The sequence below is a fragment of the Acinetobacter sp. UBA5934 genome (genome assembly GCF_002430855.1).
GTDB lineage: Bacteria > Pseudomonadota > Gammaproteobacteria > Pseudomonadales > Moraxellaceae > Acinetobacter.
The window spans coordinates 1-13,952 of record NZ_DJDC01000014.1; the positions used below are offsets into that span (position 1 = coordinate 1).

Genomic DNA, 13,952 nt, shown 5'->3' on the forward strand with positions numbered 1-13,952 from the left:
GCAAAGCTGCCTTCGCATTGAACAATGGATCGATCAGGCCAGCTATGAATTTGACACATCCAAATTGCGTCTGGATATTTCCATTCCTCAAGTGGCCATTGAGAAAAATGCTCAAGGTTATGTCGATCCAAGCGTGTGGGATCGCGGTATTAATGCAGGATTTCTCTCCTACAATGCCAGTGTGTATAGAAGCACGGATAAACTTGAGAACCATCAAGAACGTATAAACGCTTTTACCTCCATTAATGCCGGAGCTAATTTAGGGGGCTGGCAATTGCGTCACAATGGGCAATGGCTCTGGCAGAATCATGCAGAAAATCAGGATCCATCATCCAGCTATGAAGTCATAAATAGTTATGTACAGCGCGCCTTCCCCAAATATCGTGGAGTACTCACCCTGGGTGATCATTTTACTGATGGTGAAATTTTTGACTCATTTGGTTATCGCGGAATAGATTTTACCAGTGATGACCGTATGCTTCCCAATAGCATGATTGGTTATGCGCCTCGTATTCGCGGCAATGCCAAATCCAATGCCAAAGTTGAAATACGCCAGCAGGGACAATTAATTTATCAAACCAGCGTTGCACCCGGACATTTTGAAATAAATGATTTATATCCGACCGGGTTTGGCGGTGAACTTGAAGTTTCGGTTATTGAAGCCAATGGCCAGATTCAGCGTTTTTCAGTGCCCTATTCTTCTGTGGTCCAAATGCTTCGCCCAGGATTAAGCCGTTATTCTATTACTATCGGGCAATTCCGTGATTCAGATATGAATTCAGCACCCTGGATTGTGCAAGCAAAATATCAACGCGGTTTAAACAATTACCTGACGACTTATGCAGGGATTCAAGCCGCAGAACGTTATTCCGCAGCCACATTAGGCAGTGCTTTTGCCACCCCCATCGGCGCGATTGCATTGGATATTACCCAGTCAAATATGCAGTTTGATTATCGACCGAAAGCTTCAGGTCAAAGTTACCGAATCAGCTATAGCAAACTCATCAGCTCAACAGATACCAATTTGACGCTTGCGGCTTATCGTTATTCGACTGAAAATTTCTTTAAATTACGTGATGCACTTATCTCGCAAGAACTGGATGAAAAAAGCATAAGTTCTGAAAATATAGGAAAGCAGCGCAGCGAATTCCAGATCACGCTCAATCAGGGTTTGCCTACCGGCTGGGGCAACATTTATGTACTGGGGTCTCTGGTTGATTACTGGAATAAAAATGAAACCACCCGTCAGTATCAATTAGGTTATAGCAATAATTGGGGACGTTTAAGCTATTCGGTTTCTGCGCTCAAAAAACAGGTTCAAAATGAAGTGAGCAAACAAAGCCGTGATGACACCGAATATATGCTCAGCCTTTCCATGCCACTCAGCTTTAAAAAACATTCAATCAATATTAATTCGATGAGCACTAAAACCACCCAGACTCTAGGTGTAAATGCGGTGGTTAATGAACGCTTGAGTTATGGCGCGACTGCTTCTGGTGAATTTGATGATGCTGCTAATTTGAATGTCAATGCACAGTACCGCACCAATGCCATTACCCTGGGTGGCTCGTATAGTTATTCAGATACGTTCGACCAGATCATGCTGAATGCCCGCGGTAATATTGTGGCACATAAAAAAGGCCTGTTATTCGCTCCCGACCAGGGCCAAACCATGGTTTTGGTCTACGCACCCAATGCAAGTGGGGCAAAAGTAAATAATGGCGTGGGACTCAATATTAATAAATCGGGCTATGCGGTCGTTCCTTATGTCACACCCTATCGCCTGAATGATATCAGCCTTGACCCGCAAAATATGTCAACCAATGTGGAACTGGAAGAAACCAGTCAACGTATTGCGCCATTTGCCGGTGCCATTGCACAAGTCAGTTTTGCCACTAAATCGGGTAAAGCCATCTATATTCAAAGCACTCAGGCCAATGGTGTCTCCCTTCCTTTTGCATCTGATGTTTATGACAGTCAAGGTCAAAATATAGGTATGGTCGCACAAGGCAGTTTGGTTTATTTACGTAGCAATACCTTAACGGACCGTATCCAGATTAAATGGGGTGAAGCTGAAGATCAGCAATGTCATCTTCAATATGATGTGTCTAAAATGCCCAATGATCAGAACATTTTAATGACGGAGGCAATATGCCGGTAAATTACAAGTTATTCAGTAATGTACTGTTTTGCATCTTGGGTTTGGGCATATCCCAGCACGGTGCTGCATTCTGTTATGATGCCACTTTAGGCTGGGGAAGTCTGACTTCAGTTGATGTCAATATGGCGGTCGGACGTGTTGTAGTCAAACCTAGCGATGCAGTAGGTACTATTTTACGTAAAGCGACATTTCCTATTGTTCCCAATAATTCAAGAGTTCGCTGTACCTCTTATTCCGATAAAATTTATGCCGATATTAAACAGGGTTATTCTTTAAGTGTTTTAGGACAAAATATTTACAATACCAATATTCCCGGTATTGGCATCCGCTTATATCGAGAAGCCGAAGATAGTGCTAACTTTTCAGGCTACTATCCTTACCAAAAAAATCTTGATCCTTTAATTCCCTACAGTCTGGGACAAGGTTATTTTGTGGTAGAAATTATTAAAACCTTAAATAACTCAGGTTCAGGTAGCCTCGTTCCAGGTTTATACAGCAGCTACTATGTTTCTGGTCTTGAAAACAAGCCCTTATTAACCAGTACGGTTTATGGCAACGCGATTACTATTGCTTCATCTTCATGTGAAATTCAAGGCAACATCAACAAAACCATCACCCTGCCCAGCGTAAAAAAATCAGACTTTAAGGGTGTAGGCAGCACTCAGGGCGAACAGACCTTTGATGTCGATATTTTGTGTAATGGCGGAAGCAACAATACGGGCGTCAATGTGGAAAGTAGAATTGGCCTCAGCTTTGATTATCCAGCTGAGACCAACACTACAAATGTCTTAGCCAATACAGCGACGACTTTAAAAGCCAATGGTGTGGGCGTACAACTTTTAATGAGTGATCAAAATAAAGTTATTAGTAAAGGTGAAAAAATTAATGTCGGCAATGTAAATTCGAACCAGATTCGCCAATATAATTTGCCCATGAAAGCACGTTATTATCAGACAAATAGTGAAGTTTCCGCAGGAAATGTAAAAGCTATGGCAACCATCACAATCACGTATGATTAATTGACCTGCATCACACTTTATCAATTATTTTCATATAGAATTCAAAACAACTTGATTTTAGTAATATGTAAAGGTATTTATTAACTATAGAGCATCTCTTCTAAGGATTGTGAGATGAAGTTAATAAAATACTTTTCTGGTTTTTTTTGTGCCGCTGTGTTGTGTAATAGTACCGTCGGACATGCTGAAAATATTGAGTTTCAGGGCAATATTGTAGAGTTTAGCTGTGCAGAAAATTCACAAAATAAAGACTGTAAAAATATTTACGTTTTAGCCTCAGACCTTCGCCAACTTTCAAATATAAATACGCAGGCTAAAATTTTAAAAAATTCCAACAATGAGATCGCTCAACTACAAGTTGAAAATCTTAATCAAGGCTTACATAAAGTTTTATTGATCAATTATTATTAACCTTTAAAAAAAAGAATGAGCTTAAAGCTCATTCTTTTTTGCTATAAATCGAATTAAATTAAAGTGATTTATTGACCCCACACTTTCTGCATTCCTTATGTTCCCCAATTTCTTCCATGTGTTCATATTCATACACATGTAAGCAAAATAATTTCATAAGTAATTGAAGCATTTTCCAAACTCCCTTCTGATTGTTTTAAAAAATTCGGCTTTTTTTTAAAAATATTTCATCCCGAAACATCAATATGATCAAAAAAAGATCACTCTTATTTATTACCATATTTTTATAATAATTCAAATAACTTAAACTTAATTTTTCAAGAAAATTACAAAATAAAAATTCCATTTCAATCTTTAAACTAGCAGGATTAAGTTTGCCGAAAGGAAATCTTAAATAAATCCAGAATGTTCATATTTATGAAAAATAGTTGAATCTAAAGATATTTGGATATAACGCAGGATACACAGCTTAAATCATTAACCAATAGGTAAAATTAAACCGGAGCTCAGCCAGATGTTCTGGTCTTGGAAAAATCTCCTGTTCCCAAGACCAGAAAGAAGGCTTCATTTCACTGTTCAATGATTTAATTGGTTAAATTATATGGATATTAAGGACGGGATAAGTCCGTTTCTGCAGCATTTTTTACCGTTACTTTGGCGTGGGGAATGCTGAACTTATCACGCTTCATAAAACACGTACAGAAGATCGCAAATATAGCCATGCCTATAATGTAGTTAATAATCAAATGAGGACTGCCCTCACCCACACTTAACAGCTTAGTGGCAATCAGGGGAGCTAAGCCTCCGCCAATGACTCCGGCGAACTGCACAGAAATTGAAATGCCGCTATATCGAATTTCAGTCGGGAATTGTCGGGCGAATAACTGCGATTGCGGTGCATACATCAGCGGGAAAACCACACCAATGGCGAGTACGATTGCAGTCCAGACCAAGAGTGGGTCTTTGGTATCCAACATACTGAAAAATGGATAGCAATAAAGTGCAAGGACCACCAGACCAAACATGAACATATTCCTTTGACCCATCTTATCCGAGAGATGTCCGAATAAAGGTGTCATAATCATAATCAAGCCACCTCCGCAAATCGTGGCAAATAGAATGTCTTGACGGGGAATTCCGAGTTTTGTCGTGGTATAGGCGAGTGCGAAGGTGGAAGCAATATAGAACCATGCATTCTCAGCGGCACGCGCAAAAATAATGGTTAAAAGCTCTCGTGGATGATTTTTAAACACTTGCAAAGCCGGTACCTTAATTTCTTGTGCCTGGTCTTTCACTTTTTCAAAATCTGGGGACTCAGGTACTTTGACCCGGATATACCAGCCCACCCCTAACAGGACAATACTGGCAACGAATGGAATTCGCCATCCCCAGCTAAATAGGCTGGCTTCTGGCAACATAGACACTAATCCAAGCGCGATTGATGCAAGCATGAGTCCACCACCTGCACTGGCCTGAGGTAAACTGCCCCAAAATCCTTTGCCTCCCTCGGGTGCATGTTCAACTGCCATTAAAACGGCACCGCCCCATTCTCCTCCCATAGCCATGCCCTGAATGAAGCGCAGGATAACCAGACATACCGTAGCCCAATAGCCGATACTTTCATAAGTCGGCAATAAACCAATGAGTACGGTGGGAATACCCATCATAATTAAAGTAGTTAATAACATGGCTTTACGGCCAATTTTGTCTCCAAAATGACCAAACACAATTCCGCCTAAAGGTCGGCCAATAAACCCCACTGCATAAGTCGCAAATGCAGCCATTACACCCATCAATGGATCTAGATTAGGAAAGAAAAGTTTATTGAAAATTAGTGCGGCCGCGGCACCGTAAATAAAAAAATCGTACCATTCAATAGTGGTGCCGACCATACTGGATACACCCGCCAAACGGTGCGAAGACTTCTTAGTTTGAGACTGTGGTGGTTGTTCGGGTTTCATATCTATCCCTCTTATATTTTTGAGCATAGTCATCCATGACCCACTTCGTTATTTAAAATAAATTCCGATTATTTATAACAAAGCGGATCTATCTGTTGCTGAGTCCATGCTGGCCAGATCTTTTGCAAGGTCTTTTCAAATTTTGCATTCTCGGTTCGCCATTTTGGATTTTTGTCCTTATCAATAATCAGTGCACGAACGCCTTCAATAAAGTCACCCTGCTCTAACCAGATATCTTGCAAGTCGCGTTCTAACTGCATGCATTTTTCCAATGATAGATTTTGACCGGTCTGCTGTAACTTCAAGCTGGTTTGCTTGGCCATGACCGGACGCTGCTGCAAAATTGCCAGCATTTTATTAGCCCATTCCTGATCAGTTGTGTTACTTGCATGAGCAAGACTCTGTTCAATCTCCTCCAGGTCTTGATAGCCAAAATGCTGATTAATATGCTCTATACGTTTTTGCAGCTCGCTTTCTACCGGATGCGTAATATAGCCACTAATGATCTTTTGGATTTCTATCGGGTTTAATACCGGCGCTGCAATCAATGCCGCTTCCAGTTCAGCAAAACGCTCACTTGGCACATGATAATCCCCCAGATCCAGATACAGCGCATCACTGCTACTGATCTGCTCACCAGTCAATGCCATATAGACACCGACTTCATCCAGTCGGGACAGAAAATGCGTTGCACCGACATCCGGGAAAAAACCAATCGCAGTTTCGGGCATGGCAAAACGTGATTTTTCACTGCTCACTTTAATATGACAGGCCTGAGACAGTCCAAAGCCTCCACCCAGTACATAGCCATCCATCATCACGATCACGGCCTTTGGAAAATTACGCAAGGTGCTCAGCATCTTATATTCAGTGGCAAAAAAATCCTGATATTGGGTATTGCCGGCCTGATAGCTGTCATACAGATAGCGGATGTCGCCTCCAGCACAAAACGCCTTGGGACTGTTGGAATTGATCAGAATCGCTTGTACCTGTGGTTCATGTCGCCACTGATCGAGTTGCGCCTGAATACCCTGAATCATCGACAAGGTTAAGGCATTTAAATGGCTGGTGCGGTCCAGGCTGATAATGCCCAGACCTCCTGCGACCCGAATCGCTAAATTATTTTCATTACTCATTATTTTTGTTCCTATTATGAATTTCTTATTGATGGGTAAATTTGGCTGGGCGTTTTTCCACAAAGGCCTGCATGCCTTCCTTTTGATCGGAACCTGCAAAAATGGAATGGAATACCCGGCGTTCAAAGCGCAGGCCTTCAGCCAAGCTCACTTCAAAGGCCCGATTAATTGATTCTTTAATCATCATCACGGCAGTAAGCGACTTTTCAGCAATTTTTTCGGCAGCTTGCAGGGTTTGTTCCAGCAATTCTTCCTTGGCAAATACCCGGGCCACCAAACCACTTTGTTCCGCTTCCTGCGCCCCCATCTGGCGTGCCGTCAGGCACATTTCCATGGCTTTGGCCTTACCAATCGCCAAAGTTAAACGCTGGGTACCGCCAATGCCCGGCAACACGCCTAAGGTGACTTCAGGCAAACCAAATTTTGCATTGTCGGCGCAGTAAATAAAGTCGCACATTAAGGCCAGTTCACAGCCACCACCCAAGGCATAGCCACTCACTGCGGCAATTAAAGGTTTACGGCGCTGGGCAATTCGATCGGCCAGACTGAAAAAATCATCCAGATAAATTTGCGGAAAATTCAGATCTGCCATTTCTTTAATATCGGCACCGGCAGCAAAGGCTTTTTCCGAACCGGTAATCACAATACAGCCAATTGCCGGATCTTTTTCCAGCTGATCCAGTGCCTGATTGACTTCAACAATCAGCTGGTTATTCAGTGCATTTAACGCTTGCGGGCGGTTTAAGGTAATCAGTCCGACACCGTTGCGTTGTTCTAATAAAATCGTTTGCCATTGCATGAGATAAATCCTTTTAAAATTAGAGGCTGCGTGCAATCACCAGGTGCTGAATATCGCTGGTGCCTTCATAAATCTGACAAATCCGCGCATCCCGATAAATCCGCTCAATCGGAAAATCTTTGAGATAACCATAGCCGCCAAAAATCTGCAGTGCTTTGGAACAGACACGTTCTGCCATTTCCGAAGCAAATAGCTTGGCCATGGAAGCTTCAGTTAAACAGGCTTCACCGGCTTCTTTTTTGCGTGCTGCAAAATGCACCAGTTGCCGTGCCGCTTCAATTTCGGTGGCCATGCTGGCAAGCCTGAAAGAAATCGCCTGCTGTTCAAAAATTGGTTTGCCAAAAGCCACGCGGTCGTGTGCATATTTGGTGGCTTCTTCTAAAGCTGCACGTGCCAGACCCACTGCCTGTGCAGCAATACCGATTCGTCCACCTTCCAGATTGGCCAAGGCAATTTTCAGACCTTCGCCTTCGGCACCGAGTCTTAAACTTTCATGAATGCGGACATCGGTTAAGGCAATCTGACAGGTATCCGAAGCATGCAGGCCGAGTTTTTCTTCCACCCGAATCACTTCATAGCCAGGTGTGTCGCGCGGTACTAAAAATGCACTCATGCCTTTTTTGCCCGCAGCTGGATCAGTCACGGCAAAGACAATAATCATCCCGGCATTGTGGCCTGAAGTAATAAACTGTTTGGCGCCATTCAGAATGTAATAATCGCCATCCTTGACCGCCCGGGTTTTAATCGCGGCAGCATCCGATCCGGTATGCGGTTCGGTTAAGGCAAAGGCCCCAATCATTTCACCTTGCGCTAAAGGCTTTAAAAATTGCTGCTTTTGCTGTTCCGTACCAAACTTGAGAATCGGCACACAACCCACCGAATTGTGTACACTCATAATCGCAGATGTTGCACCATCGGCCGCAGCGACTTCTTCTAAAGCAAGCACATAAGCCAGTGTGCCGGTACCTGAACCGCCCCATTCTTCCGGAATCAGCATGCCCAGAAAACCCAGCTCTCCCATTTGAGCCAAGGCCTGTTTAGGAAAGATGCCTTTTTGATCCCACTCGCTGGCATGCGGTTTAATCTGTTCTTGGGCGAAGCTTTTGGCCATATCCTGAATCAGTTGTTGTTCTTCCGTAAATTGCATCGATGCTTCCTTCAATCTCTTTAATTCGATCTTTTATTCAATCTGCTGGCTTGGGCTGGTTATGCAGTCTTCGTTTGCTGCTGCTTGTTGATTTCCTGATTACGCAATAAGAAGCGCTGAATTTTGCCGCTCGGGGTTTTTGGCAGTTCAGTAACGAATTCAATCAGGCGTGGATAGGCATGCGCCGACAGACGCTTTTTCACAAATTGACCTAGTTCTTCTTCCAGATGGGCCGAAGCTGTAAAGTTATTCGCCAGAATCACAAAGGCTTTAATCACTTCGGTACGCTCGGGATCAGGCACACCAATGACTGCTGCTTCAATCACGGCATCATGTTCCAGCAAGGCACTTTCCACATCAAATGGACCGACCCGATAGCCTGACGTTGTAATGACATCATCACTACGTCCAACGAAGCTCATGCTGCCATCGGCATGAATTTCTGCGGTATCCCCAGTTAAGTAATACTGTCCAACAAATGGAGATTTTCGGCTTTCTTCATAACCAGAGAACCACATCATCGGAGATTGGCTGATATCAACCGCCAGAATTCCCGGAACGTCAGCCGCTAATTCATGACCTTGTTCATCGACAACGGCTATTCGGTAACCCGGGCTGGCAAAGCCTGCCGAACCTGAACGGACCGGATGTTCCAGGGCATGATGATTACACACCACCATCCCGACTTCGGTCTGGCCATAATGGTCATAAATCGGCACATCTAGCACCTCTTTGAACCAGCGGATCACTTCCGGATTTAAAGGTTCACCGGCACTGCTGACGACACGTAATTTACTGCGCAGTTGTGCCATCTGGACAGGATCGGCTGCCATCATCATGCGGTAAGCGGTCGGTGCCCCCGCCAGATTGGTAATGCCATATTCCTTAACAATTTCGCAGACACTTTCTGCATTAAAACCGCCTTCATAAAATAAGGTCGAGTGTCCAAGCATTAAGGGACCAGTAATCGCGTAATACAAACCGTAGGCCCAGCCGGGATCAGCAATATTCCAGAATGCGTCTTCAGGAGTCAGACCAATGGCATTTTGCATATAGCTTGCAAAAGCAATCAGTGCTTTCAGCGGAACTTTAAGCGGTTTCGCCGGTCCAGTGGTGCCGGAGGTAAACATCAATAAAAAAGGATCATTGATATCGAGCATTTCCAGCTCACAAGCTTCAGCCTGACGGTTTAATACCGTCCAGAAGCTGAGATCGTGCGGATAACGTTCTGCCTCGCTTTCGGCATGTACCGTCACAATCGGTGCACAGTTGCTGATCTCGGATAATTTCTCCCGATTGGCTAAATCGGTTACTACCAGCTTGCTTTGCGCCAGCTGAATGCGATGCTCGATGGCTTTGGGACCAAAGGCTGTAAATAACGGTTGATAGACCGCACCAATCCGCCAGGTTGCTAAAATGGTAATAATCAGCTCCGGGGTACGCGGTAATAATCCGGAAACGCGGTCGCCTTTACGGATTCCCTGAGATTTTAAAAAGTTGGCAAACTGGCTGGAATATTTTTTCAGCTCGCGAAAGCTATACTGTTCTTTGCGGCCATCTTTGCCATACCAGTACAAGGCAATGGCATCGGAATCGGCATGACGGTCACAGCATTCATAACAGGCATTTACTGCCTGCATTGAACCGGAGAGATACTGACTTGCAACCGTATTTAAATCAAAGTTTTGAACCGTTGTTTGATAATCTAACATGTTAAACCTCAGCCTGAATTTATCGTTATTACTGACAAGGTGTAGTTATTGAAGCGAATCCTTGCTCCATCTGAATCTTTTAAGTTTTAAGCAGGTGGCGTGGTGTATTGATGCATGATGCTGGAGAAGTCCAGATGGGCATCGCCTTCCTGACAAAGTTGTTGATAGAGTTTCTGTACCATGCTGCCCAGCACCACCGGCTGATCCACCTGTTGCGCTGCATCCACGGCCAGACCCAAATCCTTCAGCATCAGTTGTGCGGCAAAACCGTCGGTATAACCCCGCGATGACGGCGCATTGGCACAGATATCTGGCCATGGATTATAAATTTCAGAACTCCAGCAACGTCCGGTGGAACTGTTGATCACCCCAGCCAAGGCCTGTGGATCAATGCCCAGTTTGGCCCCGAGTGCCATCCCTTCTGCCACCGCAGTCATGGAAATTCCCAGAATCAGGTTATTACAGATTTTTGCCACCTGTCCTGTTCCCACCGCACCACAATGCACCAGATTTTTACCCATACAGCTGAGAACCGGTTTGACCGCCTCAAAGGTGGCATTATCTGCACCGACCATAAAGGTTAAAGTGCCGTCTTTGGCACCTAAAGTACCGCCGGATACCGGTGCATCACAGACGCGAATCTGCTTGACCTGAGCTGCTGCAGCAACCTCCTGAATGGTTTGCGGATCAATGGTGCTGCTGTCTATACATAAGCTGCCCGCTTGAAGCACCTCCAGAATACCGTGTTCACCAAGATAAACCTCACGTACATGCTTGGCTGCGGGCAACATGCTGACCACGATCTCCGCCTGCTTCGCGGCAGCTTGTGGACTGTCGCAGACGATACCACCCGCTTCTGCAAAATGCTGTAAAGCCACTGCACTTAAGTCATAACCAAAAACCTGATGACCGGACTTCAGCAGATTTTGCGCCATGGAGCCGCCCATGTTGCCTAAACCGATAAATGCAATCTTCATGCTGATGCTCCTTAACGCAGACTGATCGTGGTATTGACACCAGTGGTTTCCTGGTCATCTTCAAACCAGCGGCTGGTAATGGTTTTGGTCTGGGTATAGAACTGCACCGCCTGTTTGCCATAAGGACCGAGATCACCCAGTTTTGAACCGCGTGAACCAGTAAAGCTGAAGAAAGGTACAGGGACAGGAATTGGAATGTTAATGCCCACCTGACCGATATCAATCTGGTTCTGGAAGGTACGTGCCGTATTGCCATTTTGGGTAAAGAGACCAACGCCATTGCCAAATGGATTGGCATTAATTAGCTCAATGGCCTGCTCTAAAGTATCGACATGCATGATCGCCAGTACCGGACCAAACACTTCTTCTTTATAAATGCGCATATCGGTCGTGACCTGATTAAAAATCGTTGGCCCGACAAAATTGCCTTTTTCATAGCCTAGAACCTGTACATCACGGCCATCCAGCAGCAGTTCAGCGCCTTGTTCAACGCCACTGTTAATCAGATCCAGTACGCGTGCTTTGGCACGGGTTGAAATCACTGGTCCAACATCGGTATTTGGCTCGTGTCCGGCATTAACTTTCAAAGTTTTGGTTTTATTGACCAGTTCATCGACCCAGTGCTTGGTATCACCAACCATCACCGCCACAGAAAGTGCCATACAACGTTGACCTGCGGCGCCAAAGGCTGCACCGACCAACGCATTTAAGGTCTGTTCCTTGTTGGCATCAGGCATCACCACGACATGGTTTTTCGCGCCCATCATCGACTGCACACGCTTGCCGTGCTGGCCTGCGAGGTTATAAACATGCGTGCCGACTGCAGTCGAACCCACAAAAGAAATCGCCTTGATGTCACGATGAGTACACAGTAGATCGACCACTTCTTTACCGCCATGGACCACATTCAGTACGCCTGCCGGCACACCTGCCTGAATCGCCAGTTCAACCAGCATCATGGTCGATAGCGGATCCTGTTCAGAAGGTTTTAAAACAAAAGTATTCCCGCAGACAATCGCCATCGGGAACATCCACAGTGGAATCATTGCCGGGAAGTTAAACGGCGTAATCCCTGCACAGACACCTAGTGGTTGCTGCAAGGTATAGGTATCGACACCGCGTGCCACGCCCTCAATATACTCACCCATCTGTAATGAACCGATCGAACAGGCATGCTCGACCACTTCCAGACCGCGCTGGATATCACCTTCGGCATCGGCCAATGTTTTGCCCTGCTCCGCCGTTAATACCTGCGCAATACTTTTTAAATTGGTACGAATCAGATCCTGCAATTTCAGCATAATCCGCATACGGGCTTGAATCGGGGTTTGGCGCCAGCTGGCAAAGGCATTTTGTGCGGCAGCAATGGCGGCATTGACTTCTTCTTCGGTAGCAAATGGCACCTGACCCAAGACTTCCTGAGTTGCAGGATTAACAATATCTTGCCAATGGCTGGTTTTTGATTCGACAAATTCACCATTAATGAGGAGTTTTGCGGTGGTGAATCCGGTACTTTGCTGTGGATGAGAAATGGCGTTCATGGTCGCTCCGTGCTGGGTTGTTATTGTCGTTGTATCTGCCTTTACTGGCTTTTATGTAACGTATAATTTTTACGCTGTTTCAGCAGACTAACAAAGAACACTTTGACCACCAATAGAAATTGGTGCACGATGGTTGTGCAAATATGCACAGGAATTTAACAGGATGTTAAATAAAAAATGAAAGTGGATTGGGATCATTTACGCTTTTTTCTGGTTTTGGCGCGTGCTAAAACGCTCACCAATGCAGCACGCTTGATTGGGGTTGAACACAGTACCGTAGCGCGGCGAATTCAGGCCCTGGAAAGTACTTTAGGTACGCAATTGTTTAAGCGCGAAGCCACCGGTTATGAACTGACCTCGGAAGGTCTGGCACTGGTGCCGCGTGTCGAACAGATGGAGCAGTCCTTTATCCAGATTGACAAGCGCCATGATCCCTTGCAAGGTCGGGTCCGGATTGGTGCACCAGAAGGCTTTGGAACTGCATTTTTAGCGCGGTTACTGGCTGAGTTTTCCCAGCATTATCCCTCCTTAACCATCGATTTAATTCCGGTTCCGAAGACCATTAAATTGTCACATCGTGAAGCCGATATTGTGATCGCGATTGACCGTCCCAAATCTGGTCCCTATATCATTACTCGTTTGTCTAATTACTGTTTAAAGCTATATGGCAGCCAGCATTATTTACAGCAAAATCCGGAAATTAAAAAACTGGAAGACCTCCAGCAGCACCGTTTTGTCGATTATATTGATGATCTGGTCTATAGCACTGCACTTTATTCGCTGGAGCGTCTTCCCTTGCAGGTCAGTGCCTGTTTTCGCAGTAACAGTATTCTGGCGCAGGAGATTGCGGTTCGCGCAGGAGCCGGGCTGGCTATTTTGCCGAAATTTCTGGTCAATGATAAAAGCGAACTCAAAGAGGTTCTGGGCGATCAGGTCAGTTTTACCCACACTTTCTGGATGCTGACCTTGGTCGATCTGCAACATGAACCGAAAATTAAACTGGTCTGGGATTTCTTACGTAAGCAGGCTGATCTTCAGCAAGACTTGTTGATGGGTAGATGAATATTGAACATACTGTTCACTTTGCA

Annotated in this window: 11 protein-coding genes; 4 read left to right on the forward strand and 7 right to left on the reverse strand. The window is 45.0% G+C overall.

Features of this window, described 5'->3' with window-relative positions; translation table 11 throughout:
- The 3 genes from B2Y23_RS00955 to B2Y23_RS00965 form a co-directional block, all read left to right on the forward strand.
- Positions 1–2,161: fimbria/pilus outer membrane usher protein (locus tag B2Y23_RS00955; protein ID WP_291368463.1), on the forward strand; the 2,161-nt coding region annotated here is incomplete at its 5' end.
- Positions 2,152–3,180: a fimbrial protein gene (locus B2Y23_RS00960; protein WP_291368465.1), complete on the forward strand. Its 1,029-nt coding sequence runs from the start codon at positions 2,152–2,154 to the stop codon at positions 3,178–3,180. The genes B2Y23_RS00955 and B2Y23_RS00960, both read left to right, overlap by 10 nt.
- 114 nt (positions 3,181–3,294) lie before the next feature.
- Complete coding sequence (locus B2Y23_RS00965) at positions 3,295–3,591, forward strand: hypothetical protein (RefSeq protein WP_291353982.1); 297 nt, start codon at positions 3,295–3,297, stop codon at positions 3,589–3,591.
- Positions 3,592–4,199: 608 nt separating this feature from the next.
- Here B2Y23_RS00965 and B2Y23_RS00970 read toward each other — a convergent pair.
- From B2Y23_RS00970 to B2Y23_RS01000, 7 genes are all read right to left on the reverse strand, one after another.
- The gene (locus B2Y23_RS00970) at positions 4,200–5,552 is read right to left on the reverse strand and encodes an MFS transporter (protein ID WP_291353984.1); all 1,353 of its coding nucleotides are present in this window, start codon (positions 5,550–5,552) and stop codon (positions 4,200–4,202) included.
- Between the two features lie 68 nt (positions 5,553–5,620).
- On the reverse strand, positions 5,621–6,688 hold the full coding sequence (locus B2Y23_RS00975; RefSeq protein ID WP_291353986.1) for an enoyl-CoA hydratase/isomerase family protein: 1,068 nt from the start codon (positions 6,686–6,688) through the stop codon (positions 5,621–5,623).
- 25 nt (positions 6,689–6,713) lie between these two features.
- Positions 6,714–7,487, reverse strand: coding sequence for an enoyl-CoA hydratase (locus B2Y23_RS00980; protein ID WP_004646938.1), 774 nt, complete (start codon positions 7,485–7,487; stop codon positions 6,714–6,716).
- 19 nt (positions 7,488–7,506) lie between these two features.
- Positions 7,507–8,634, reverse strand: a complete 1,128-nt coding sequence (locus B2Y23_RS00985) for an acyl-CoA dehydrogenase family protein (protein ID WP_291368468.1) — start codon at positions 8,632–8,634, stop codon at positions 7,507–7,509.
- A 59-nt stretch (positions 8,635–8,693) separates the two neighbouring features.
- A complete protein-coding gene (locus B2Y23_RS00990; protein WP_291368470.1) occupies positions 8,694–10,346 on the reverse strand; it encodes an AMP-binding protein in 1,653 nt (550 codons plus the stop codon).
- 86 nt (positions 10,347–10,432) lie between these two features.
- A complete protein-coding gene (gene mmsB, locus B2Y23_RS00995; RefSeq protein ID WP_291355914.1) occupies positions 10,433–11,323 on the reverse strand; it encodes a 3-hydroxyisobutyrate dehydrogenase in 891 nt (296 codons plus the stop codon).
- Between the two features lie 11 nt (positions 11,324–11,334).
- A complete protein-coding gene (locus B2Y23_RS01000; protein ID WP_291355916.1) occupies positions 11,335–12,864 on the reverse strand; it encodes a CoA-acylating methylmalonate-semialdehyde dehydrogenase in 1,530 nt (509 codons plus the stop codon).
- Between the two features lie 177 nt (positions 12,865–13,041).
- Here B2Y23_RS01000 and B2Y23_RS01005 point away from each other — a divergent pair, with 177 nt between their 5' ends.
- Positions 13,042–13,926, forward strand: coding sequence for a LysR family transcriptional regulator (locus tag B2Y23_RS01005; protein ID WP_005251776.1), 885 nt, complete (start codon positions 13,042–13,044; stop codon positions 13,924–13,926).
- Positions 13,927–13,952 lie beyond the last annotated feature (26 nt).

Bases quoted from the DNA above. Each gene is read 5' to 3' on its own strand.
- B2Y23_RS00980 (WP_004646938.1), bottom strand. From the start codon at position 7,487: ATGCAATGGCAAACGATTTTATTAGAACAACGCAACGGTGTCGGACTG.
- B2Y23_RS01005 (WP_005251776.1), top strand. From the start codon at position 13,042: ATGAAAGTGGATTGGGATCATTTACGCTTTTTTCTGGTTTTGGCGCGT.
- B2Y23_RS00975 (WP_291353986.1), bottom strand. From the start codon at position 6,688: ATGAGTAATGAAAATAATTTAGCGATTCGGGTCGCAGGAGGTCTGGGC.
- B2Y23_RS00985 (WP_291368468.1), bottom strand. From the start codon at position 8,634: ATGCAATTTACGGAAGAACAACAACTGATTCAGGATATGGCCAAAAGC.
- B2Y23_RS00960 (WP_291368465.1), top strand. From the start codon at position 2,152: ATGCCGGTAAATTACAAGTTATTCAGTAATGTACTGTTTTGCATCTTG.
- B2Y23_RS00990 (WP_291368470.1), bottom strand. From the start codon at position 10,346: ATGTTAGATTATCAAACAACGGTTCAAAACTTTGATTTAAATACGGTT.
- B2Y23_RS01000 (WP_291355916.1), bottom strand. From the start codon at position 12,864: ATGAACGCCATTTCTCATCCACAGCAAAGTACCGGATTCACCACCGCA.
- B2Y23_RS00965 (WP_291353982.1), top strand. From the start codon at position 3,295: ATGAAGTTAATAAAATACTTTTCTGGTTTTTTTTGTGCCGCTGTGTTG.
- mmsB (WP_291355914.1), bottom strand. From the start codon at position 11,323: ATGAAGATTGCATTTATCGGTTTAGGCAACATGGGCGGCTCCATGGCG.
- B2Y23_RS00970 (WP_291353984.1), bottom strand. From the start codon at position 5,552: ATGAAACCCGAACAACCACCACAGTCTCAAACTAAGAAGTCTTCGCAC.